This window comes from Gluconobacter sp. Dm-44 (assembly GCF_018256175.1).
GTDB classification, from domain to species: Bacteria; Pseudomonadota; Alphaproteobacteria; order Acetobacterales; family Acetobacteraceae; genus Gluconobacter; species Gluconobacter cadivus.
On record NZ_JAERLZ010000011.1, the window covers coordinates 13,255 to 36,922 of the forward strand.

The 23,668-nt window shown below is 54.5% G+C and carries 17 protein-coding genes; 14 read left to right on the plus strand and 3 right to left on the minus strand.

Annotated elements, in window-relative coordinates:
- Nucleotides 1-160 precede the first annotated feature (160 nt).
- Nucleotides 161-1,369 carry an MFS transporter gene (locus tag JK213_RS12410; RefSeq protein ID WP_194262848.1) on the minus strand — a complete coding sequence of 403 codons (1,209 nt, stop codon included), beginning with the start codon at nucleotides 1,367-1,369 and terminating at the stop codon, nucleotides 161-163.
- A gap of 105 nt (nucleotides 1,370-1,474) precedes the next feature.
- On the opposite strand from JK213_RS12410, the gene JK213_RS12415 reads away from it, so the two are divergent.
- On the plus strand, nucleotides 1,475-2,101 hold the full coding sequence (locus JK213_RS12415) for a TetR/AcrR family transcriptional regulator (protein WP_194262849.1): 627 nt from the start codon (nucleotides 1,475-1,477) through the stop codon (nucleotides 2,099-2,101).
- A 169-nt stretch (nucleotides 2,102-2,270) separates the two neighbouring features.
- On the opposite strand, the gene JK213_RS12420 is transcribed toward JK213_RS12415, so the two are convergent.
- Nucleotides 2,271-3,035, minus strand: coding sequence for a GntR family transcriptional regulator (locus JK213_RS12420; RefSeq protein ID WP_194262850.1), 765 nt, complete (start codon nucleotides 3,033-3,035; stop codon nucleotides 2,271-2,273).
- Nucleotides 3,036-3,211: 176 nt separating this feature from the next.
- On the opposite strand from JK213_RS12420, the gene JK213_RS12425 reads away from it, so the two are divergent.
- From JK213_RS12425 to JK213_RS12460, 8 genes are all read left to right on the plus strand, one after another.
- Nucleotides 3,212-5,563: a TonB-dependent receptor gene (locus JK213_RS12425; RefSeq protein WP_194262851.1), complete on the plus strand. Its 2,352-nt coding sequence runs from the start codon at nucleotides 3,212-3,214 to the stop codon at nucleotides 5,561-5,563.
- 4 nt (nucleotides 5,564-5,567) lie between these two features.
- Nucleotides 5,568-6,920 carry an NCS2 family permease gene (locus JK213_RS12430; RefSeq protein WP_194262852.1) on the plus strand — a complete coding sequence of 451 codons (1,353 nt, stop codon included), beginning with the start codon at nucleotides 5,568-5,570 and terminating at the stop codon, nucleotides 6,918-6,920.
- A 12-nt stretch (nucleotides 6,921-6,932) separates the two neighbouring features.
- Complete coding sequence (locus tag JK213_RS12435) at nucleotides 6,933-8,009, plus strand: nucleoside hydrolase (RefSeq protein WP_194262853.1); 1,077 nt, start codon at nucleotides 6,933-6,935, stop codon at nucleotides 8,007-8,009.
- Nucleotides 8,002-9,777 (plus strand): adenine deaminase, encoded by a 1,776-nt coding sequence (locus JK213_RS12440; protein WP_194262854.1) that lies wholly within the window; start codon nucleotides 8,002-8,004, stop codon nucleotides 9,775-9,777. Before JK213_RS12435 ends, JK213_RS12440 begins: the two co-directional genes overlap by 8 nt.
- On the plus strand, nucleotides 9,777-11,039 hold the full coding sequence (locus JK213_RS12445) for an amidohydrolase (protein ID WP_194262855.1): 1,263 nt from the start codon (nucleotides 9,777-9,779) through the stop codon (nucleotides 11,037-11,039). The genes JK213_RS12440 and JK213_RS12445 overlap by 1 nt, the downstream gene beginning before the upstream one ends.
- On the plus strand, nucleotides 11,036-11,716 hold the full coding sequence (locus JK213_RS12450) for a phosphoribosyltransferase (protein WP_194262856.1): 681 nt from the start codon (nucleotides 11,036-11,038) through the stop codon (nucleotides 11,714-11,716). The genes JK213_RS12445 and JK213_RS12450 overlap by 4 nt, the downstream gene beginning before the upstream one ends.
- Before the next feature lie 621 nt (nucleotides 11,717-12,337).
- Nucleotides 12,338-14,602, plus strand: coding sequence for a TonB-dependent receptor (locus JK213_RS12455; RefSeq protein ID WP_194262857.1), 2,265 nt, complete (start codon nucleotides 12,338-12,340; stop codon nucleotides 14,600-14,602).
- A 4-nt stretch (nucleotides 14,603-14,606) separates the two neighbouring features.
- A complete protein-coding gene (locus JK213_RS12460; protein WP_194262858.1) occupies nucleotides 14,607-15,902 on the plus strand; it encodes an MFS transporter in 1,296 nt (431 codons plus the stop codon).
- On the opposite strand, the gene JK213_RS12465 is transcribed toward JK213_RS12460, so the two are convergent.
- Nucleotides 15,877-16,965 carry a Gfo/Idh/MocA family protein gene (locus JK213_RS12465; protein ID WP_194262859.1) on the minus strand — a complete coding sequence of 363 codons (1,089 nt, stop codon included), beginning with the start codon at nucleotides 16,963-16,965 and terminating at the stop codon, nucleotides 15,877-15,879. The genes JK213_RS12460 and JK213_RS12465 overlap by 26 nt on opposite strands.
- A 104-nt stretch (nucleotides 16,966-17,069) precedes the next feature.
- Between JK213_RS12465 and JK213_RS12470 the strand changes: the two genes are divergently transcribed.
- From JK213_RS12470 to JK213_RS12490, 5 genes are all read left to right on the plus strand, one after another.
- Nucleotides 17,070-18,158: an LLM class flavin-dependent oxidoreductase gene (locus JK213_RS12470; RefSeq protein ID WP_194262860.1), complete on the plus strand. Its 1,089-nt coding sequence runs from the start codon at nucleotides 17,070-17,072 to the stop codon at nucleotides 18,156-18,158.
- 36 nt (nucleotides 18,159-18,194) lie between these two features.
- Nucleotides 18,195-19,217 carry an L-glyceraldehyde 3-phosphate reductase gene (gene mgrA / locus JK213_RS12475; protein WP_194262861.1) on the plus strand — a complete coding sequence of 341 codons (1,023 nt, stop codon included), beginning with the start codon at nucleotides 18,195-18,197 and terminating at the stop codon, nucleotides 19,215-19,217.
- Nucleotides 19,218-19,682: 465 nt separating this feature from the next.
- A complete protein-coding gene (locus JK213_RS12480) occupies nucleotides 19,683-21,329 on the plus strand; it encodes an FGGY-family carbohydrate kinase (RefSeq protein ID WP_194262862.1) in 1,647 nt (548 codons plus the stop codon).
- A gap of 74 nt (nucleotides 21,330-21,403) precedes the next feature.
- Nucleotides 21,404-22,732, plus strand: a complete 1,329-nt coding sequence (locus tag JK213_RS12485; RefSeq protein ID WP_194262863.1) for a sugar ABC transporter substrate-binding protein — start codon at nucleotides 21,404-21,406, stop codon at nucleotides 22,730-22,732.
- A 26-nt stretch (nucleotides 22,733-22,758) separates the two neighbouring features.
- Nucleotides 22,759-23,667 carry a carbohydrate ABC transporter permease gene (locus tag JK213_RS12490; RefSeq protein WP_194262864.1) on the plus strand — a complete coding sequence of 303 codons (909 nt, stop codon included), beginning with the start codon at nucleotides 22,759-22,761 and terminating at the stop codon, nucleotides 23,665-23,667.
- Nucleotide 23,668 lies beyond the last annotated feature (1 nt).

Consider the following 23,668-nt stretch of genomic DNA (forward strand, 5'->3'; position numbering starts at 1 on the left):
GTCATGGCTATTTCTGACAATTAGGGAGAGCAGGTCAGCAGACAGGTGACAATCGCTTTCACGCTGGCCCCAACGCAGGTTCAGATAAAACGCGGCGAACCGTCGTTGGCATAAATACCTTTCTTCCTCCTGAAACGGCACACCCGTCCAAATCGTATTCTTAGTCCCCATGCCCGAGACGGTGGCCAGGTGGAAATCCGTGGAACCGGGCTTGCCAGACGATCAGGAACCCAGCAACCGCAAGCCCCATTACAGCCCAGGGAAACGATACAACTCCCCAGGTTTCAAGCAACACACCGCCCAGAATTCCACCTCCCGCGATGGCGCTATTCCAGACGACGACATTCATCGACAATGCGACGTCCGCCCCCTCACCGGCCGCATCGGCCAGTGCTGTCTGAAGCAACGTCGCAGCACCGCCGAATGTCAGGCCCCATATCGCGACCCCCATTATGATCACTAGTGGCGACGCTGATCCGATTGCAAAAATAACCGCAACAACGGCGAATATTGCCAGACTGACCAGAACGGAAAGCCGCAGGGCGTGATCGACCGTGCGACTGGTCAGCCAGATGCCAGCCAACGCAGCAATACCAAACAGCAGAAGAATACCATCTGCGTGGGGCGCCAACCCGGTAGGTGTGATGAACGGCACGATATAGGTGTAGAGCACATTATGCGCGAGCATCCAGGTTATCACAACGCCCAGCACAGACCGTACGCCCGGAGTTCGCAGAACATGCCCGAACGGCTGACGTTCGTGGTGCGCAAGCCCCGGAAAATCAGGAACGCTCGTCAGAACCCAGAGGATCAGCAGTAGAGTTGATCCTGACATGATCGCGAAGGCCAGTCTCCAGCCCACAGCAACGCCCAGCCATGTTCCAGCCGGAACACCCAGAGAAAGTGCGATCGGTGTGCCTACCATGGCAATGGCCAGAGCGCGCCCCTGCTGAGAGCGCGTCACCATCTTGCGCGCATAACCCGCCAGCAGGGCCCAGGCGAGCCCTGCCGCAGCCCCCGCGCCATAGCGGGCAACAAGGGTCACTCCATAATGCCTTGAAAATGCCGTGACGGAATTAAAGACTACAAAACCAATGATCGCCAGCAGAAGAACCCGTCTCCGCCGCCATCTCTGAGTAGCAAGTGTCAGCGGGATCGCAGCACTCAGGGACCCAAAAGCATAGGCCGTCACCATCTGTCCTGCCAGCGCCGGGGAAATATGTAAGTCAGCTCCAATCTGAGGCAACAGGCCCGCCGGGAGAGTTTCGGTCATGATGCAGATAAAGCCTGTCATCGCCAGTGCGAGCAAACCGGCTAGAGGCAGTCCGCCATCGAGCTTCTTGCGAGAGGCTGTCGTATCGAGGGTCATATGGCTCTCATATATGGATCGTTCGATCTATATATGAGAGGTGCAAAATCTTGGCAATTATTTCTGGATCACTTAATATAAAAGTCTTTCAGAAGGAGTGGCAGCATGGCGCGGACCGGGCGTCCCCGTGAGTTTGACAGGGACAAGGCGATTGATGCGGCCACCACACTTTTCTGGGCACAAGGATATGAGCCAACGTCCCTGACGCAGCTCAAGACCTGCATGGGCAACATTTCGCCAGCAAGCTTCTACGCTGCGTTCGGCTCAAAGGAAGCCCTCTTCCACGAAGTCGTGCAGCATTATCTGGCGACCTACGGACAGGTCATGGCGCCCTTATGGGACGAGAGTCTGTCACCACGCGATGCGATTGAGCGAACGTTACGCTGTTCAGCGGACATGCAGGCGGCTCGGACACATCCTTGCGGATGCCTGATCGTTTCAGGTGCCAGTAATTGTTCGCCCGAGAACCAGTCTGTTCAGGCTCTTCTTAGTGAACAGCGGCAGCAGACGCGGGCTGGCCTACGGGCGTGCGTAAAGCGCGCCGTTGCCAACGGCGATCTTCGGGATTGCCCCGTAACTGAGGCCCTGCCCAATATTCTCGCGACATTTTTCCACGGCATGACATGCGAAGCCCGGGATGGAGCAACATCAGGAGATCTGGATGCAGCAATCACCTCTCTCCTAATGTTGTGGGACGCCAATGCCGTCTCATCCGAAACAGGAATACGTTGACTGCCGGCATTCACGCTGGTCAGGCAGGCTCTGCATCCTTGCCATGAAAAGCGGCCCGATCCGTTCGGGTCTGAGTATCCGAAAACCGGTCGGATGACAGGAATATCCGCGTCAAAAGTCTTTGAAGTTGCGACTATCCGGACGCCACCCCTCTCCCGGAAAAGAAAGGTCACAGCACTCCGTCGGTCAACATCTCACCATCGGCGCCAATACGAAAATCTGCGCTACCCTCCGTCACCAGCAGCCGGCTGTACTCACAGACACCTTCTCCGAGGCACGTCGTTACGCGCTTGATACGCATCAGAGCAGACTGCTCGGAAACACTGAGCCACTGAGCGACATCAGCCGAAGCTTTGGACAGGCCGATGGAAATATCTGCATGGGCAACCTGAAACTTAAAAATATCCCGAAGGATCGCTGTTGATGTCATGGAAGCAGCAAGGTCAGGTGACACAAGAGGGGCAAGCCGGGCGGGATAAAAAACTTCTGTCACTCCCAAAGGTCCTTCTTCGGACCGATAACCACGACGAATGAACAATGTCTCGTCATCTGATGATAAAGCCAGAGCAACTTCTTCAGGAGGACGGCGCATCTGGTAATCCAGCAACGCCATTTCTGGGCTCAAACCTTTTCCGGCCAGAATTTCAAAAAACGAATGAATTGTTTTCTGCCGCCCCGGCCGATGCAGGGCCCCTACGAATGTCCCTCGTCCATGCTGCCGGACGACGACATCCCGTTCAGCGAGATAGGACAACGCCTGACGGATGGTAATGCGACTAACACCATACATCAGACATAGCTCAGCCTCGGATGGGAGCCGCTCCATGAAACGGCTGTCCTTGCCAATCAACCCGGAAATATGATGTCCAACCTGAAGGTAAAGCGGCGTCGGGCCATTCGTATCAAGCGCTGACGAGAACATGGCGTTAGGCATAAAGAAAAAATTCCAGAAAACGTTTCACTTTTGGATTGAAGAGCACACCGAAACCCGATACCAAGACGTCCTATAACAACCTAATACGTCTTTGCCGATTCAGTCACTGTTTTGTGCCAGCGTCGGGAGAGATTCGGGCCTTTCTGGCGTCTCCGCAGTGTTTGAGAGCTTCTTCCATGCGTGCTTCAACCTTCCTGAGTACCGCCGTTATCGGCAATATGTTCTGTATGGCAGCCTACGCTGCTCCTGTTGCGGATACAAAGCACGTCGGGGAGAAGCGCCACTCTTCCGCCACCGGCAAGAGCGTGAAGCCCTTCCCTTCCCGGCCAGAAGTCATCCGGGTGTCCGCGGAATCCGTGGCAGGCGGCCGCATGGCTCCCCAGAATGGTACGAAATCACGCAGCGAGATTACTCAGGCCTATATCGCCAAGCAGGCACCTACACCTAACGTCTTCAAGCTGCTCGGCAATCTTCCCGGTGCCAATGTCGCCAGCGCTGACCCCTTCGGGATGGTAAGCGGCAACATGACGATCCGTGGCATGAACAGCGATCAGATCGGCTTCACCGTCGAGGGTGCGCCTCTGAACGATATCGGTTCCTACATGGCTTTTCCAACCGAATGGGTGGATTCCGAGAACCTGCGTGAAGTGACGATGCAGCAGGGGTCCGCTAATCTGGACTCTCCCGTCATTGGGGCTTCAGGCGGAATTGTGTCGATGAACCTGCTTGATCCGTCTCACAAAATGGGCGCCACGATTGCAGGGTCTTTCGGGTCTTACAACACACATCGCGAATATGTTCGTCTTCAGAGCGGCGATATCGGTAACACCGGAATGCGGGCTTTCGTCGCATGGTCACATCTGGAAGAGCCGCATTTCCGTGGTGCTGGAGACGATCACAAGCAGCATATTGACGCCAAAATGGTCAAAGACTGGATGAACGGAAGCCGAAGCACTGTTGCACTGACCTTTGATGATTCCATGAAGGTGGCTTACCTGAACCCCTCCCTGTCTGCCTGGCAGGAATATGGTCGAGGCGCGAATTATAGCAGAGATTTTTCGCCGACAGACACCAAATACTGGAAACTGCACCAGAGTCCTTATCGCGTTCTGATCCTGAGCGCGCCGCAGAATATCGTCGTCAATGACAAACTCGGGTTTGATTTCACGCCGTATTTTTACTGGAATTCTGGCACGATCGCCTCGGCGTCCCTTCTGTCTGAAAACGCCATCTATTCCGGGACACAAAAATACAGCATCGACCTGAACGGTAATGGCACGACCACCGATAAGGTGATGATGTATACGCCGTTTGGTACACCTTACGTTTATCGCCCCGGTCTTGTCTCAAAAGTTCATTATACTATTGGCAAGCATACGCTGGTATTTGGATACTGGTTCGACTGGTCCAGGCAGCGCATGGTCAATCCATACAGTGCGATTGGAGAAAATGGCGGACCGGCAAATGTCTGGGGATATCTGGGAAACGTAAAACTGGCTGATGGCACACGCCTTGCAAGTTATGACAACCTGACCATCACACGCGTCAATACTCTGTTCTTCGGTGACACGTTCAACGCACTGCATAATCGTCTGCGAGTGGAAGCCGGAATCAAGGAGTCTATGGTAACCCGCATCGGGTACAACTACCTGCCTGGCGCACAATACCGCACCACCATGAATGCAGCCGTTGCGACGCCTAATCTGGGTGCACGTTATCGTATTGACAGTCATAGCCAGATCTTTGCAGACGTTGCGACCAATTTCCGCACACCAACGCTGAATGCGCTCTACAACACCTACAGCGCATCAACCGGAAAAGTGGCGACGCAGGCCAATACTGCCCAGAAAACTGAGTATTCGATCTCTGAAGAACTTGGTTACCGCTATCAGGGCGACATCCTGGACGGCTCCATCACATTCTTCAACTATAACTTCACGAACCGTCAGGTTTCTACACAGGTTACGATCAACAACGCGCAGATTACCCAGAACATCAATGCAGGCGGCCAGACGTCGCGCGGCGTAGACATCGAGATTGGTCTGCGCCCGTGGCATCATCTGCGCCCCTACATCTCGGCAGAATATCTGCACGCAACGATCGATAACAACTACAAGGTTGGAGCAGACTATCTTCCAACGGCTGGAAAAACTGCTGTGCGCAGCCCGAATGTGCAGGCATCCGTCGGGCTCGACTATGATGATGGAACATATTTCGCAGGCTTTTCCGTCAAGTATGTCGGACGGCAGTTCTCAACTTTCATGAACGATCAAGCCATGCCAGGATATGTCAACGCGGATATGAACTTTGGTTATCGTGCACCGAAGATCTTCCACACACATCCCGAAATCAGGCTGAATCTTATGAATGTCGGCGATAACAAGTATCTCTCCGGTGTGGCTGGTGTCGCAGCGTCCTCACGCGCAGCACGAGGGATCTATGGCAGCACCATCGCATCCCAAGGGTCGCCGACATACTATGTTGCCGGAAGTTTCGCTGCTCTTGTTACAGCCAAAATTGACCTTTGATCGGATGTTTTACGCCCGTTTTGATCGTTTTTTCAACCTCACGGCCAGCGGGACAACCGCTGGCCGTGAGGTTATTGCTGGCCTGACAACCTTCGCCGCAATGGTTTACTGCGTTGCAGTCAATCCCATGATCATGGCGGAAGCTGGCATGGACCGCGCAAGCGTCCTGAGCGCCACATGCATGATTGCAATTTTCAGCACGACCCTGATGGGGCTTCTGGCAAACCTTCCCCTTGGCGTCGCGCCGGCCATGGGATCGAATGTGGTCTTTGCGATCATTCTGGTCAAACAGATGGGCGTTCCCTGGCAGGCAGCTCTTGCATTGGTCTGCCTGACAGGGCTGATTTTCATGGTCATGAGCCTGACACGCATTCGCGAGCGCATTGCCCAAGAGATCCCTGATACACTCCGGATCGGTATTCAGGTTGCGGTCGGTCTGGTCATCATGTTCATCGGAATGCGCAATTCCGGCTTTGTTGTCCCCAGTCCCTCTACCTTTGTGTCCATGGGGCCCATTACCAATCCCAAAGTGCTCATGACGCTGGCTGGTTTTATTCTCACACCAGTTCTTGTCGCCAGACGGGTCCCAGGTGCCCTGATCATTTCTATTATTGCTCTAACCTTTGTCGGGCTTTTTCTTCCCGACGGCAAAGGTGGAAGCATCACGCCCTGGCCCACACATATCTTTGCGCTTCCCCGCATGCCCCATGAGACGGCTTTCCAGCTCGAACCACTCTATCTCGTGCATCACATCTTCTACGTCCTGCCGATGTTGTTCTTTTTCCTCTGCACTGAACTGTTCGGCACGCTCGCAAACCTGCTGGGCGTTGTAACCGCGACAGGAATGGTGTCGGAAAGTGGTCGCATTCCTAGAGCCCGAGAAGCTTTCATAACAGATGCTGCCGGAAGTATTCTGGCTCCAGTATTGGGAACCTCGATTGTAACGGTTTATTCTGAATCCATTACAGGGGTTCATGCTGGCGGTCGAACCGGCCTGACGGCTCTGGTTATAGCGGGAGGGTTCGTTACAGCACTTTTCCTGTGGCCTTTGTTCATGATCATTCCACCTCAGGCAACAGCGCCTTCTCTCCTCATGGTGGGAATGATGATGTTTCAGGGGGTCCGCCATCTGGATCTGTCCGATCTCAAGGAAAGTGCTCCTGCCGCACTGACATTCATTATCGCTCTTCTGACCGGCAATCTCATCAACGGCATGGCCATCGGAACATTCTCATACGCAACCATGGCTCTCGCAACCGGCCGCGGGCGGGCAGTATCGCCAGTCGTGTGGGGTCTATGCGTGATTTTCATTATGTTTTTTGCTGTTTCAGCCCAGATGCATGGCCGTCACGGCTGAGGGGATTTTTCCATGTTTTCCAGACTTCGCCTTTCAGTTCTTCTGCTCGGCTTTTCTTCTCTGACTTTCGCTCAGGCTCAGACAACGCCGACACGCAATTATGTCATCATCGACAACGATTTCGCGGGTCCGGGCGGAACGAACATCCAATCCGTCATTCCCTTGCTGGGGCAACCAGACAAAGCAACCCTTCTTGGCTTTACAGTCGTGGTTGGAGACGGTTGGGAAAACGAAGCGGTTGCCCACCTGTCCCGCTTTCTGGAAATAGCCTCTGCGTCGGCGAAATTGCCTGTCGTTCCAGGTGCAACGCAGCCATTGGTCAACTCACGCCCACGTCTTCTCGCCTGGGAAAAATCCAATGGTAAGATGCCATGGAAGGGCGCATGGCGTGGAGATGCTCCTGATCTTCAGCCTCAGATCAAAACACTCAAAGAAGGAATGCCAAACCGCCCTGTCTCTCCGGAGAAGGCCGCATTGTTTCTTATCCGCCAGGTCCATGAACATCCTCATGAGGTCACTCTTCTCGCAGCCGGCCCCATGACGAACGTCGCTCTTGCCATCAAGCTGGATCCAGAATTCGCCTCACTCTGTCGCAGGCTCGTTTTCATGGGGGCCATCGTTGATGGCAACCTTTCCCAAGTGACGGATAGTGCGGATTATTATACCGATTTCAACTTCATGTTTGATCCGGAAGCCGCAGCCATTGCGTTGGAAGCGCCATTTCCAGAGGTAATTTCGATCGGGGCCGTCGCCAATCCCATTCGCATGACACCTGAAATCCGCGACCAGGCCACCCTCCATCCTGGGCCTGTTTCAGATTATCTGAAGCGCTATTTCCGCCCACAACCCATGTGGGATGAACTGGCCGCGGCTATCGCCCTGGATCCGACTTTGATGACACATAGCGTAACGGCATACATGACAGTCGATCTGACGCATGGTCCGAATTACGGATACGCTCATGTATGGCCTGATAGCACCCGCCCCCACATTGGTGAGCGCCCCGTCCGAATTGTCACAGCAGTCGATACGCCTCGTTTCATCCAGACGTTTGTAGACGCAGCCAATCGGATCAGTACGCATGATTGATGTCAGCTCTTCTCTGACCACGCCTGAACTGCGCAAACGCGCCGTGGATGCAGCAACCGGGCGGGCGCCGTTCGATATTCTGCTTGTGAATGGAAAGATTGCTGATGTTGCGACGGGAGAACTGCGTAACGCTGATGTCGGGTTGATTGGGCCGCTGATTGCCAGCACACACCCAACGGGTCAGCGTCAGGATGCGCTCAAGATTTTCGATCTCGCAGGTGCAGTGATCGCGCCAGGACTTATTGACTCTCATATGCATATCGAGAGTTCCATGATTACCCCCCGGATCTACGCAAAAACCGTAGTACCGCAAGGAACGACGACCGTGTGCTGGGACCCACACGAAATCGGAAATGCCAGTGGTCTGGATGGCGTGAAATGGGCCATTGAAGCCACCAAAGGCCTTCCTCTCCGCATTCTGGTCGAAGCCCCGTCCTGTGTACCGTCCGCACCGGGGCTGGAACGCTCTGGTGCTGTCTTTGACGAAACGGCCATGGCAGAGATGCTATCCTGGCCTGAAGTGATCGGTGTTGCTGAAGTGATGGATATGCGAGGCGTCATCACGGGCTCACCTCGCATGAAGAGTATTGTCAACGCCGGCCTTACAAGCGGAAAACTGATATGTGGCCATGCACGAAACCTCAAAGGCAGAGACCTTCAGGCGTTTATGGCTGCTGGCATAGAGTCAGACCATGAGCTGACGTCTAAAGCTGATATTCTGGAAAAACTCCGATCCGGTATGACCTTGGAGTTGCGAGTTTCCCATGAAAATATCCTGCCTGAAGCGATTGCGGCCTTTGAAGAATTGGGCTGCGTTCCACAAACCGTCACGCTCTGTACGGATGATGTTTTTCCAGATGATCTGTTGCGCCGTGGGGGAATGATTCATCATCTCAGATGCCTCGTTTCTTTAGGAATGCAGCCTCTGGATGCCCTACGTTGCGCAACGCTGAATGCAGCGATGCGCCTTGAACGGCGAGATCTTGGCCTTGTTGCAGCTGGCCGCCGGGCGGATCTGGTAGTTTTCAACAACCTTTCAGATTTTACGCCTCTGGAGGTTTTCACATCCGGCATCCATGCTGCGTCACACGGAACGCTTCTGATCGGCCTCCCGACTGAGCTGCCAGGACTTCCGCTCAAAACCATAAACCACGCGCCTGTCACCCCTGAAGATTTTCAGATTGCGGTGGCCGATGCCACGAAAGTCCGTGTTCGAACTGTCCGTACACCCCGCACCACTCAGTGGGGAGAACGGGAAATGAGCGTTGAAGCGGGCCATCTCGTTCTGCCACCTGACGCTGCGCTCATGGCTGTTTTCAACCGCTATGGGAAAAACGGGCCACCTGGGCTCGGCATTCTTGAGGGATGGGGAGACTGGTCAGCCACAATCGGCACAACGATCCTTCATGATAGCCATAATCTTGCGATTTTCGGTCAAAATCCGGAAGATATGGCGCTTGTAGCCAACACTCTCATTGCGAGTGATGGGGGCATGGCAGTCGCACGGAACGGCAAAATTATCGCCCATGTTCCACTTCCTGTGTGCGGGCTGCTTTCTCCGGAAAATCTGGAGGTTGTCAGTCATCAGTTTACAGCCGTTCGGAATGCCGCAGCAGCGGCGACAACATGGGACGGTCCGACCGCCATGATCAAGCTGGTGACGGGCGCCTCTCTCGCCTGCAATCCCGGGCCACACGTCACAGATCTGGGGATTACGGATGGTATGACAGGTGAAATCATCACCAACATGGTCATGGAGACTGCCTGATGACGTTTCCCCACGACGTAACGGCCATGCGTCGCGATCTCCACAGCTTTCCCGAAACAGCCTTTCTTGAATACCGAACGGCATCACTTGTCGCTCAACGCCTGACAGAATTGGGTTATTCTGTCAGGGTTGGGCCGGAGATCATGTCCATGAACGATGTTCGTGGATTGCCTACAGAAGAAGATATTCAGGCTGCCCAAAAAGATGCCCTCGCAAATGGAGCAGACCCTTTTTGGCTGAAAAGAATGCCCGGTGGCCAGACGGCTGTTTGCGGAGAAATTCGACGTGGTGAAGGCCCGGTTGTTGCTCTTCGCTTTGATATGGACGCCCTCCCCGTCCACGAAAGTTCATCATCACATCATTCTCCGGCTCTGGGCAATTTCAGGTCTCGACACGAAGGGCGGATGCATGCGTGCGGCCATGATGGTCATACGGCTATAGGGCTGGCTGTCGCAGAAAAACTGTCGCGTCCAGAAGCAGAATGGAAGGGAACACTCCGGTTTATTTTCCAGCCTGCGGAAGAAGGAGGGCGCGGAGCCCAGCCGATCGTTTCGAGTGGACTTCTGGATGATGTCGACCGTTTTCTGGCTACTCATCTTGGCTGCCAGCTTCCAAGCGGGCAGATTGCCCTGACGGCTGATGGTTTTCTTTGGGCGGAAAAGTGGAATGTGACCTTCACGGGCAAAGCGGCTCATGCGGCGATGTGCCCTGAGGAAGGCCGGAACGCCCTGCTCGCTGCGGCTATCGCCGTTCCTGGTCTTTATGCGCTACCTCGCGATGGACAGTCTGATACGAGGATTAACGTGGGTCTGTTACAAGCAGGCCGTGCCCGAAACGTCATTGCAGATCAGGCCTATCTCGAACTTGAACTGCGTGCTTCAACCCGCGAAGGCCTCAGTCGCCTGACAGACGGCGCAACGCGCACCCTGCAAGGCGCGGCTCTGACTCAGGGTGTTGAAGTCAAAATCGACATTTACGGAACAGCCATCAGCGCTCAGTCCGACCCGGAAATTATGGAGCGTTTGAGAGATGCGATTCTTGGCACAGAAAGTGCCGCCGTTATTCAGAGCTGGCCGATAGGTGGCGGTGATGACGCAACCTTCATGATGCAGCGCGTGCAGGAGCGCGGGGGCAAAGCTGGTTATTGCCTGTTTGGGGCAGATATTACCGCCCCTCATCATGCCAGTCTGTTTGATTTTGACGAGACTGTATTGCACAGAGCCGTATCGGTTCTTTCAAAATTTGTGGAACTGCCAGCATGAGCACTCTTCCTTTCTGGCAGGTTTTCGCACCGGATGTTGCACTGAGCGGCCCCTATACCGATCGTTACAGGGTTCGTGCAGGAAATCGGAATCTTGACCTCCCTCTGCGTACTCTACCGAATGGAAAGCAGGCGGTCTCATCCCTTCTGGTCAATCAGACATCCTTTGAAGTGATGGATGTGTTGTGTGAAGAATTGGTCAATCTGGCCCAATCACTGAAGCCGGATCTGGTTGTCGGTATGCCGACTTTGGGTCTAGGTCTGGCTGCGGCTGTCGCCCGTGGGTGCGGACTGCCACGATATGTGCCGCTGAGCACATCGCGAAAATTCTGGTATAAAGATACGCTTTCTGCCCCCCTTTCGTCCATTACCAGTCCAGACAATACCAAAAACCTCTACCTTGACCCCAACTTGCTTCCGTTGCTCCGCGCGGCCAAGAAAATTATCATCGTTGATGACGTAGTCAGTACGGGGCAATCATTGGCTGCCGGTGTGAATATTCTTGCAGCGGCAGGCGTGTCTCCCATCGGAGGCCTTTGTGTCATGACGCAAAGTGATCGTTGGAAGAACCGCTTTTCTTTTCCTGTTCTAAGCTGCTTCTCCTCCCCCCTTTTTGAGCACACGACAGAGGGCTGGATTGAACAGAAATGCCCTCCTCAAACAGGGAGCTCTGATTGATACGCTTCTGCCGTCTAAGCGCGGACGTTGGGCTGAACAGGACCTGTGAGGTGCCCTAATGACTCTGCCGCTATAGAACCCCAACGCCATGCTGGCCGACCAGAGCGATAACAAATAATCGTTTCCTCCAATATCTGCTGATGCACGAAATCCTGCCGGTCATTCCATCACGCAAAAGCTGCGGTGGTCCATAGAAAACAGACTGGCGGCTTTACCGACCACAGCCACATTTTGCGATCCGTTCCGACGAGACCGCCTTGTCCCGAGAAGTTTCATCACCTTTGCCGCCGTAAGGCTTTGGGTCAGGTCTTTTGTCAACGTAATCTGGACTGTCACTCGCACGACATGCGTGCCTATACCGGAACGTCCCGTAACAATCCTTTCAAGTTCTATAAAAATATCAATCCATAGTGGGATATTCCCCAAAAACATTAATAACCATTATATAATGTTATTTTCTATAAAACATTCCGTGCGTGTGTATTTTTTTATCTCTCACTATGATAGTTGGATAACGATATAAAATCTTACATCCGAGATAGAATAGTGAAATACTCACATCGTTCTTTGCCTCTCCTCACTCTACGGCAAATTCCATATGCGAAATGCATCGTTCCCCTGATGGTCATCGCAGGTCTGGGATTAACCACGGGGCAGGCAGATGCGTCAGAATTTGCATCTTCTCGGATAAAGAAAAAGCAGGAAAAACCACAAAATACAGGTCCTTCAACAACGCTTTCAGGTGGTGAAGAACAAATTACTGTCACTGTCCGTCGTCGGAGCGAGCCTCTGCAGAAAGTCCCGGTTGCCACGTCTGTTTTCACTGCAAAAGATGCTGCACGGAACAACGTTCATGATCTTCAGGGTATTTTCCAGTTCATTCCGTCAGCCAATTTCCGAACAAGCGCTTCCTCAAAAGATAGGACAGTTTTTGTGCGTGGAATAGGCACAATTTCCACCTCTCCAGGCGTAGAACCCTCTGTGTCCACCGTTCTGGACGGCGTTGTCCTGGCCCGCTCGGGTCAGGCCACTGCGGATCTTCTCGATCTTGAGCATATTGAAGTATTAAGGGGACCCCAGGGTACTTTGTTTGGTAAAAATGCTTCGGCAGGCGCGGTGAATATCGTCACTGCAGCGCCCACAGAAGCCTTTCATGCCCATGCTGATGCGTCCTATTTTTCGGGCGACGAATATCGTCTGAGTGCTGGAGCCTCGGGCACACTTATTCCCTCAAAGCTAACTGCCAATGGATCTTTTCTGGTAGGCGGCTATACTGGGAATGTTCGTAATGTGTACAACAGCGAAACCGTTAATGGATATCAGCATCGAGGGGCGAGAACGAAGCTGGCATGGACGCCAGACGACCAGACACGGGTTACCCTTGGACTGGATTATATGTATTCCAACGATGCCGTTCCCAATGGAGTCTTTTCATCGACCTCACATGTTGCCTACCCTACAGGAACAGTGACGAACAATGCCGCTCTGGCGCAGGCTCTAAGTGCCGAGGGCATTAATCCTTCATCGAACAATACACGCGTCAGCAACAATACCCTCAGCAAATCCATTGATCACAATGGGGGGGCTTCAATCACGCTTGATCGGAAGTTTGGCGCTTATACTCTGACTTCCATTTCCGCCTACCGGCGCTGGCAGAACACACAGGATCAAGATTATGATCAACTGTCTCAGCCGTACCCTTCCCTGCCGCAACTCGCTGATCATGGGTGGCTGGACTTCTGGCAGGCGTCACAAGAGGTGCGTATTGCCTCCCCGAAAGGCCATTTTTTCGATTACGTCGGCGGTCTGTATTATCTTCATACCTCTGATTCAGAGACATATGATCGGTCTTTGCAGCCTTATGGAGGAACATCCACTTCCGGACATGCAAATTTCGGAACCACCGGAAACAATTACGCGGTCTTTGCAGAAGGCAATCTGAACTTCACAAAGAATTTCAGGGCCATTCTGGGGCTTCGACTTTTGAGAGACGATCTGGATTACCGCTTCAACCGCACATCGACATCTGCCGCGGCGGTAACGGGCATCCGTCCAGACTATTCTTCCAATGGCTCAACAGCTCATAACGGATATGTAGACCGGATCGGCCTGCAATACGACATCAGCCACGATATCCATACCTATTTCACTTACTCTCATGGTTATAAGGGGCCAGCTTATAACGTCTTCTTCAATATGCAGAACACCGATGCAAAATCCCTACGGCCCGAACAGAATAACAGTTTTGAAATCGGCGTGAAGTCACAATTCCTGCATCGTCGAATTACAGCGAATTTCGCAGCATTCATTGAAGATTTTTCCAACTATCAGGCCAACTTTCTGGATACTGTTGCCGGTGCAACTGTTACGCGCCTTATCAATGCAGGAACTGTTTCGAGCAAAGGCGTAGAGGGTGATATTACCGCACGTCCATTCCGCTATCTGACAGTCGGAGGTAATTTTGCCTATACTTATGCAACGGTTGATCATTTCAATTGCCCTGCGGGGGCGCCTCTTTCCTGCAATGTCAATGGCCAACCCCTACCTTTTGCCCCACGCTGGAAACTTGTTCTGAATGCGGACTACACGCGACCACTGAATGATCGTTTCACGCTCTCTCTCGACAGCGATTACACATGGCAGAGCCGCACCCAGTATTCGCTGACGGAAACGCCCGACACCATCCAGAAAGCTTATGGAATCTGGAACATGAGTACGACGATCGAGGACAGGAAGCATCGGTTGCGTCTTACGCTCATCATGCGTAACGCCATCAATACACATTACGCCTCTTATATGGGCTATGGGAGCCTGGGAGGTGTCGTAAACTGGCTTCCGCGCGATTACGGCCGTTATGGTGGCTTTACCCTGCACAAGGACTTCTGAGCCAATGATCAGACGGCTCCTCAGTCCATCACAGGGATCAGAAACAGCACAACCGGACACCACAGAAAGACTGTCCGTCCTAATACCCTCTCTGCTGTTTCTGATCGGTATCATCGCCTACGCAGACCGACAGATTCTCGCTTTGCTCAAGCCTGAACTGGACCGTATTTTCGGCTGGACTGCTGCTGACTACGCGTCAATTTCCTCATGGTCACAAGCGACCATCGCTGTCAGCCTGCTGGTCAGCGGGTGGGTTGTCGATCGTCTGGGAATAAAAAAGACGTTGGGTTTTGGTCTGACAGGATGGAGCCTTGCAACCATCCTGCATGCTGCGGTGCGGAGTGTCAGCGGCTTTTTGGCCGTCCGGATCGCTCTAGGACTGTTTGAGGGTGTGGGCACACCCGCCAGCATGAAGGCCATCAGAACGACATTCCCCCGTGATGCTCAGGGTCGCATGATCGGCCTGCTCAATGCAGCCCCAAATCTGGCCGCAATGAGCACACCTCTGATTGTGGCTCTTCTATTCCCCGTACTGGGATGGCGCGGCACAATTATCGCGGTTGGGGCTTCAGGACTGCTTTGCGCATTGCTCTGGTTCCGTTTCGCCCGCGTGAACGACAGCGAAACACAGACCTCGGCAACGGATCATGCAGAGCCCAGCGCCCTTCCCGCATGGCGCTGTGTCACAGGTTTTGCATTGGGAAAATTTCTTACAGACCCGGTGTGGTGGTTCCTGCTGTTCTGGCTACCCGACCTGCTCCATCGGCGCTTTGCACTTGAACCGTCTTCCATGGGTTTTCCTCTGGCCGTAGCGTATGGCATGGCAGGGATTGGCTCCATTCTGGGAGGGTACGCGCCTTTTTTCCTGACTCGGGCCGGGTATAGACATGAAACAGCACGACGCGCCATTATGGCTTTCGCCGCCTTGTGCGCCCTGCCGCTCCCTCTTCTGCTCACAACGTCCAGCCTGACTCTTGGCATTGCAGTCTGCGGGCTGACTCTGGCTGCTCATCAGGCCTTTGCTACCAATCTGTTCGGATTCATTACCGAGTGGGTTCCTACACGAATGACTGGGCGTGCAACGGGTGTGGGCGCTTTTGCGGGAAATATCGGCGGCGCGCTCATGCTGCACCTTCTGGGGCAGTTTGCGGCTCCAGGTCAGTCAATGAAGCCTGTTTTCGCTTACTGTGCTGTCGCCTATATTCTGGGGTGGCTCGCACTGGCGCTTTTTGCGCCCGTGCGGAAACTTCTCGCCCAGTCCGCCAGTCCTGACCTTAACCGTCCAGTTCCGACAGTCTGACCATCCGTTTTTCCCGGGCACTGATCTCGGCTGCCGTCCCGATTTTCACGGCCAGAAGACCATCTGCGGCCGTCACCTGAACCGGTGCGCGCCCGGCGGCTGCATCCAGAAACGCCAGGAGCTGGAAGTAAGTCGCCCCATGATGATGTCCGGCAGCAAGCACGTCATCGCGAACTTCGATCGTCTCCCGCACAACGGCCTTGGGCTCACCCACAGGAACGCGAGGGGAGAAAACCTTGACCCCGGACGGAATACCCACCTCCAGCTTTGCGCGATCCCCAATCGCCACAAGCTGCTCCTGCTCGTCCGCTCCTTCTGCGAACATGCACAGATCCAGCATGGCGCGTACGCCGTTGTCGAAATCGACAATGGTATAACTGTTATCGATGATATCAGGCGCCTGACCGTCATAACGCTCATCAAGATGATTGACGTCCGCCGCTCCCGAACAGAAAACGCTGACAGGATTGGCACATACGATACAGGTCATAAGATCGAAAAAGTGACAGCATTTTTCGACCATCGTACCGCCCGTATTGCGGTTGAAGCGGTTCCAGTCTCCAACCTTGGCCAGAAACGGAAAGCGGTGCTCATGGAGAGCCAGCCGCTTCAAAACACCGATCCTGCCCTCATGCACATCAGCGATGAAGCGTGAGACAGGAGGCATAAACCGGTATTCCATCCCAACCCAGAAAATACCCTTGCGTCCATCTGTCCGCGCGACAATGTCTGCGGCGTCAGCTACCGTTGTGCAAAGCGGCTTTTCGCAAAGAATATGAAGATCCGTATCGAGCAGGGGTAAAAGCACATCGTGATGCGTGTAATTCGGCGAGGCAACAATCACCGCATCAGCCTCAGTCACCGCAAGCATGGATAAAACGTCGGCATAAGCCGGGATATCTGCGGCATCCTCACCAAAACTGGTCCGCAGACTCTCTTTTGCCCATGCGATGGAAGAGGGTTCGGGATCGACAAGTGCAACGACGCGTGTTTCGGGCACAAGCACCAGATTACGGATATGTTCCTGAGCCATAAGGCCGGTACCAACGAGAATGAAACGCATTGTCCGCCACGTGTTGTTGTTAATGCCGTGAGGCGCGCTATACATCAATTAATCAAAGTGGTAAATAAGTATTAAACATTATTATTTAGTGATTAGGTCTTCAGATGCTAGTTCCCTCCGCCTCAACTCCGTCCTGTGAATTCAGTTGGTTCTCTGCGCTGTGTGATGATGACTACGAATTTCTCGGTGTCCCGGACAAGGCACTCCAGTCGTCTTGGGAGCATTGCAGAAATATCGTTCTGGGCGCGGAAAAAGGAGGCTTTGACCGTATCCTTCTGCCTTCAGGATACAGTCTGGGACTGGATACAATCGCTTTTGCCGGTGGGATGGCTCCCCTGCTGCGTCGCCTGAAACTGCTGACAGCCATTCGTTGCGGCGAGGTCTGGCCCCCTCAACAGGCGAGACAACTCGCCACGCTCGACCAGCTGGCTGAAGGTCGTCTCGACATCAACATCATTTCCTCGGATCTTCCGGGTGAGACGCTGGAAAGTGCCCCGCGCTACAGGCGTACCCTGGAATATATGCATATCCTGCGAGCCCTCCTGAACGGTCAGCCTGTCGACACCCAGGGAGAGTTTTACAAGCTTTCCATCGCCCCGCCTCGCTTGCAGGGTTACGGTGGCAAGTCTCCTCTGTTTTATTTTGGCGGTCTTTCCGAAGCCGCCCGTGAAACGGCAGCGGCAGCGGCCGATGTCTATCTGATGTGGCCCGATACCCTCGAAGGCGTTCGGGATGTCGTCACTGACATGCGGGCCCGTGCTGCCCGATACGGCCGCACCCTGAAATTCGGCTATCGCGTGCATGTCATCGTTCGGGATACCGAAGCCGAGGCGCGCGCCGCCGCCTCCCGACTTGTTTCCAAATTGGACGCCTCTACCGGCGCCAGCATTCGCAACCGTTCACTTGATGCTGCGACTGCCGGAGTGCTCCGGCAAGGTGAACTCAGGGATCGCGCCGATAGCGAGGGTTATGTTGAAGACATTCTATGGACCGGCATTGGGCGGGCAAGGTCTGGCTGTGGTGCTGCCCTGGTCGGCACTCCTGACCAGATTCTGGCCAAGCTGCGCGCCTATCAGGAACTCGGGATGGAAGCCTTCATTCTGTCAGGCTACCCTCATCAGAGCGAATGCGACCTGTTCGCCCGACACGTCTTGCCACATCTGAACCATGCTTCACTCTCCCGGTTTGACTGAAGCCAGCATCACGATACGTACAAAAAGGAAAGCCGCATGACCTGGACACCGAACCCCTCCCGTTATGAAACAGCGACCTTTCGTCGCTGTGGCCGCTCCGGCCTTGACCTGCCGCCCATTTCTCTTGGCTTGTGGCACAATTTCGGAGGCACTGACGTGTTCGAGACAGGTCGTGCCGTCATCAGGCGCGCCTTTGATCGTGGCGTAACGCACTTCGATCTGGCCAATAACTATGGACCGCCCTACGGCTCTGCCGAAGAGAATTTCGGCGCGATCCTCAAAAAGGATTTTGCGGCCCATCGCGACGAGATGATTATTTCTTCAAAAGCCGGCTGGGATATGTGGCCCGGCCCTTATGGTAACGGCGGGTCCCGCAAATATCTTCTGGCCTCTCTCGACCAGAGCCTCCAGAGAATGGGGCTCGATTACGTCGATATTTTTTACTCGCATCGCCCAACGCCGGATGTCCCACTTGAAGAGACAATGAGTGCTCTGGTGCAGATGCACCGCCAGGGCAAAGCACTCTATGTCGGTATTTCGTCCTATGGCCCGGAGCGAACAAAACAGGCCGCTGCCATCCTGAAGGCTGAAGGCGTACCGCTCCTCATCCATCAGCCGTCCTATTCGATGCTTAACCGATGGGTTGAGGTGGAACTGCTCGATACGCTCGAAAACCTTGGCGTTGGATGTATTGCTTTTTCTCCGCTGGCTCAGGGACTTCTGACCAACAAATATCTCAACGGCGTTCCGGAAAACTCGCGCGCGGCCATTGGGGACTCCTTTGTCCAGGCGATGCTCTCAGAGGACAATATCGCACATGTCCGGGCTCTGAATGACATTGCACAAAAACGCGGACAGTCCCTCGCACAGATGGCTATTGCCTGGATCCTGCGCGATCCCCGGGTCACCTCCGCCCTTATTGGCGCACGCAACGTTCAGCAGCTTGACGACTCACTGGATGCCCTGAAAAATCAGTCTTTCAACACGGATGAACTGAAGTTGATCGACCAGTATGCCCGCGAAGGACATATCGACCTCTGGCGCAACCTCTCCGAATAAAGAGATACTTACCATCTCAAACAGGTTCGTCGGATCATCCCGACGAACCAAATTATAGCTCATCAAGAAATACAATCAGATCTCAATTTCTATAATCTTCTGATATATTATCGTTCCATAATATATATAATTATTTTCAATCTAGACACTGTCTGCATTTATAATTTCCCATAACAACCGGTTGAGCATTTTGTGCTCTCAACAAAAGCAGATTTGGTATTACCAAAACCGCAAACTGCCTCCGTTCGCAGGAATAAGCCTCTGAGGCCGAAAAATCACATCTTACAGGAGGAGAGAAAAATATCTCATACCCTTATGGACACCCATATCGTTATATGTAACATAATTGGAGATAGTTATTGCGGTCATAGTGTGACATTCAATCACAAAATAGATCGTATGAAACCTTGGGCATGACTAACCCGTCATGCACGCTTTCTGCTTCATAGGGTCTGGGTGTCGTTTATGGATCTGGTTCTTGGAATTGATGTCGGAACAGGGAGCGCCCGGGCAGGCCTCTTCACCCTCGACGGGCAAAAGAAAGCGTCTTTCGTCCAGAAGATCCAGACATGGACACCACACGCAGGCTACGCGCAGCAATCTTCCGCTGATATCTGGTCCGCCATTTGCCAGGCGACCCGTAACGCGCTGGCAATGCTTGAGGGGCCTTATCGCATTACCGGAATTGGCTTCGACGCAACCTGCTCTCTTGTCGTCCTTGATAAGGACGGCCATGCCCTGTCGATAGATCCGGACGGAGCACCAGAGCAGAACATCATCCTCTGGGCGGATCACCGTGCCCTTGAGGAAGCGCAGGACATCAATCGCGGCGGTCATGATGTGCTTCGCTATGTCGGCGGCTCGATTTCTCTTGAGATGGAAACGCCAAAGCTGCTCTGGCTGAAGCGACATCTTCCCCATATCTACGATCAGGCAGCCCATTTCTTTGATCTGCCAGACTTTCTGACATGGCGCGCAACAGGGTCTCTCTCCCGCTCTGCCTGTTCGACGGCCTGCAAATGGACCTATCTCGCTCACGAAAACCGCTGGGACGAAGGATATTTTCAGTCTGTCGGTCTGGGAGATCTTGCGTCTGACAATTTCAGCCGGATTGGAAATGATGTGCGTCCGTTGGGCGGTACTCTGGATTCCGGCTTGAGCGCTCAAGCTGCTTCTGAAATGGGACTGACACCCGGCATCCCCGTGGGCGTCTCTGCCATTGATGCCCATGCTGGTGGCATCGGTCTGTTCGGACTCAATACGGAAGGGTCTTTATCAGATGAGCAACTTGAGCGCTCAATCTCCCTGATCTGCGGGACTTCGAGCTGCCATATGGCGGTCTCGAAAGAAGCACGTTTCGTATCTGGTGTCTGGGGGCCTTACTGGAACGCCATGATCCCCGAAATGTGGCTCAATGAGGCGGGTCAGTCATCTACAGGCTCGTTGATCGACTTCGTTATTTCCAGTCATCGCCTTGGCGCTTCCCTTAAGCAGGAAGCCGAAAAAGCCGGAACAAGCGTATATGCGCTGCTGAACGCGCGGATTGAGACGCTTGAAGCCGAGGCACTGCCAGGAACAATCACGTCCGACCTGCATGTCTTTCCGGATTTCCACGGAAACCGCTCGCCCCATGCCGATCCGGCTTTGAGGGGCATGATCAGCGGTCTGACGCTCTCTGATACGCTCGATGATCTGGCGCGGCTCTATCTCGCCACAGTGCAGGGTCTCGCTTACGGCACGAAAGATATCATCAACGCCCTGAATGCCAAGGGCTACCGGATCGATACGATCCTTGCGACCGGTGGCAGCACCAAGAACCCCGTTTTCCTGCGCGAACACGCCAATGCAACCGGGTGCCGTATTCTGCTCCCCGCAGAACCTGATTCCGTTCTTTTGGGTGCCGCCATTCTCGGCGCTGTCGCAAGCGGGGCCTACCCTGACCTGCGGCAGGCTATGGCACGGATGAGCCATGCAGGAGACGAGATCGTCCCGGACGACCGCACCGCCACATATCACGCCGCCAAACGCAGCATCGCGCACGACATGCTCACGAACCAGATCACCTGGCGTCAGCAGATGCGCGACGTTCTGGAAAAGGAGGCCGCCGCCTGAGAACAGGCCCTGCCGTTCTTCTTCAGTCTCTTGTTCGCAATCTGCCAGAACCCCTTTTCCAGAGGTCAACGCCCATGCTTCGTCTGAAATCCACCCGCACAGTCCTCTGCGCCCTTGGCGCCCTGCTCGCCGGCTCTGTCCTTTCCAGCGCACAAGCCGCTGGAACCCTCACGATTGCCACCGTGAACAACGGCGACATGATCGTCATGCGTCAGCTTTCGACGGAATTCGAAAAAGCCCATCCAGACATTCACCTGAACTGGGTCACGCTTGAAGAAAACGTCCTGCGCCAGCGCGTCACGACCGACATCGCCATGAAAACCGGCCAGTTCGATGTCGTGACCATTGGCAATTACGAGGTGCCGATCTGGGCCAAACAGGGCTGGCTCACAGAAATCAAGCCCGATGACGCCTATGATATGAACGACATCCTGCCATCCGTGCGCGAAAGCCTCAGCGCGGAAGGCAAGCTCTATGCTCTGCCGTTCTACGCCGAGAGCGTCATAACCTATTACCGCAAGGATCTGTTCCAGAAAGCGGGCCTGACAATGCCTGAACAGCCCACTTACGACCAGATCCGCCAGTTTGCAGACAAGATCACAGACAAGCCCAATCAGGTCTATGGCATCTGTCTGCGTGGCAAGCCCGGCTGGGGCGAAAACATGGCGTATATTTCCTCGCTCGCCAACACGTTCGGGGCGCAGTGGTTTGATATGTCGTGGAAACCAACCCTGACATCCGACGCCTGGAAAGCGACCCTGAACTGGTACGTCTCCGCCCTCAAGGCGGATGGTCCTCCGGGTGCGACGTCCAATGGCTTCAACGAAAACCTGGCCCTGTTCGCCAGCGGTCATTGCGGAATCTGGATTGATTCCACGGTCGCGGGCGGTCTGCTGTTCGACCCCAAACAGTCACAGGTTGCAAACACGGTCGGCTTCGCTCCTGCCCCCAAAGGCCCCTATGGCAAAGGCCCGACATGGCTGTGGAGCTGGAGCCTTGCTGTGCCCGTCAGTTCTCATCAGAGCGCAGACGCACAAGCCTTCATCGCATGGGCCACATCCAAGGATTATGTGAAGCTGGTGGCTGAACGGAAAGGCTGGGTTGCAGCCCCTCCGGGAACACGCGCCTCAACCTATGCTGCCCCCGAATATCTCAAGGCGGCGCCCTTCGCGTCTTTCGTCCTGAACGCCATCAAGACTGCTGATCCCAACGGCCCGACCGCACAGCCCCGCCCCTATACGGGTGCCCAGTTCGTCGCGATCCCCGAGTTCCAGTCCATCGGCACTCAGGTCGGTCAGACGGTCGCAGCAACCCTGTCCGACCAGATGACGGTCGATCAGGCACTGACATCTGCTCAGGCTTCGATCACCCGCGCACTCCGTCAGTCCGGCCGCGCGCGATAACGCCGCCCGATCAAGGTTAAGATACCATGCAGGCCGTTCTCGAACACAGCCCGCCCGCAGGGGCGACAGTACAGACCGCGAAGAGGACAGGATTCCTGCTCCTCTCCCCGTCCGTTCTGATCCTTCTGGTCTGGTCGATCGTCCCACTCGTCATGACGCTGTGGTACTCGCTACAGAACTATAACCTCGTCGACCCCACGCTGCACGGCTTCGCGGGGATCGACAATTACTGGTACCTGCTGACCGATCCTGACTTCCTGCACGCCCTGCTGAACACACTCGTGCTCGTCGCGGGCGTTCTGGTGATCAGCATCGGCGGAGGAACCCTGCTGGCCGTTCTGTACGATCAGGAGTTCTTCGGCCGGGGCATTGCCCGCATCATGGTCATTTCGCCGTTCTTCATCATGCCCACGGTCTCCGCATTGTTGTGGAAGAACCTGATGCTCCATCCGATTTACGGCGTCTATTCCGCCATGATGCGGGCTGTCGGCCTCACGCCCATCGACTGGCTGGCGCGCTTTCCACTCATGACGGTGATGATGATCGTCGCCTGGGAATGGCTTCCTTTCGCGGTTCTGATCCTGCTCACCGCCGTGCAGTCGCTGGACGGCGAGCAACGTGAAGCCGCCCGGATGGACGGTGCAGGCACGATCGCGCGGTTCCGCTACATTATCCTTCCGCATCTGGGTCGCGCCATCAGCGTCGTGGTCATGATTGAGACGATCTATCTGCTAACGATCTTCGCCGAAATTTCCGTCACCACAGCGGGGGGCCCCGGCGTAGCCTCCACCAATCTGGCCTACCTGATCTATTCCCGCGCCCTGCTTCAGTTCGATGTAGGCGGTGCTTCAGCGGGTGGCGTGGTCGCGATCGTTATCGCCAATATCGTTGCAATCTTTCTGGTGCGCGCCGTAGCCCGCAATCTGGAGGCCTGAC

Coding starts and splice junctions, on each gene's coding strand:
- JK213_RS12430 (WP_194262852.1), top strand. CDS start 5,568: ATGTTTTACGCCCGTTTTGATCGTTTTTTCAACCTCACGGCCAGCGGG.
- JK213_RS12415 (WP_194262849.1), top strand. CDS start 1,475: ATGGCGCGGACCGGGCGTCCCCGTGAGTTTGACAGGGACAAGGCGATT.
- JK213_RS12490 (WP_194262864.1), top strand. CDS start 22,759: ATGCAGGCCGTTCTCGAACACAGCCCGCCCGCAGGGGCGACAGTACAG.
- mgrA (WP_194262861.1), top strand. CDS start 18,195: ATGACCTGGACACCGAACCCCTCCCGTTATGAAACAGCGACCTTTCGT.
- JK213_RS12410 (WP_194262848.1), bottom strand. CDS start 1,369: ATGACCCTCGATACGACAGCCTCTCGCAAGAAGCTCGATGGCGGACTG.
- JK213_RS12470 (WP_194262860.1), top strand. CDS start 17,070: ATGCTAGTTCCCTCCGCCTCAACTCCGTCCTGTGAATTCAGTTGGTTC.
- JK213_RS12420 (WP_194262850.1), bottom strand. CDS start 3,035: ATGCCTAACGCCATGTTCTCGTCAGCGCTTGATACGAATGGCCCGACG.
- JK213_RS12465 (WP_194262859.1), bottom strand. CDS start 16,965: ATGCGTTTCATTCTCGTTGGTACCGGCCTTATGGCTCAGGAACATATC.
- JK213_RS12450 (WP_194262856.1), top strand. CDS start 11,036: ATGAGCACTCTTCCTTTCTGGCAGGTTTTCGCACCGGATGTTGCACTG.
- JK213_RS12425 (WP_194262851.1), top strand. CDS start 3,212: ATGCGTGCTTCAACCTTCCTGAGTACCGCCGTTATCGGCAATATGTTC.
- JK213_RS12435 (WP_194262853.1), top strand. CDS start 6,933: ATGTTTTCCAGACTTCGCCTTTCAGTTCTTCTGCTCGGCTTTTCTTCT.
- JK213_RS12455 (WP_194262857.1), top strand. CDS start 12,338: ATGGTCATCGCAGGTCTGGGATTAACCACGGGGCAGGCAGATGCGTCA.
- JK213_RS12445 (WP_194262855.1), top strand. CDS start 9,777: ATGACGTTTCCCCACGACGTAACGGCCATGCGTCGCGATCTCCACAGC.
- JK213_RS12480 (WP_194262862.1), top strand. CDS start 19,683: ATGGATCTGGTTCTTGGAATTGATGTCGGAACAGGGAGCGCCCGGGCA.
- JK213_RS12460 (WP_194262858.1), top strand. CDS start 14,607: ATGATCAGACGGCTCCTCAGTCCATCACAGGGATCAGAAACAGCACAA.
- JK213_RS12485 (WP_194262863.1), top strand. CDS start 21,404: ATGCTTCGTCTGAAATCCACCCGCACAGTCCTCTGCGCCCTTGGCGCC.
- JK213_RS12440 (WP_194262854.1), top strand. CDS start 8,002: ATGATTGATGTCAGCTCTTCTCTGACCACGCCTGAACTGCGCAAACGC.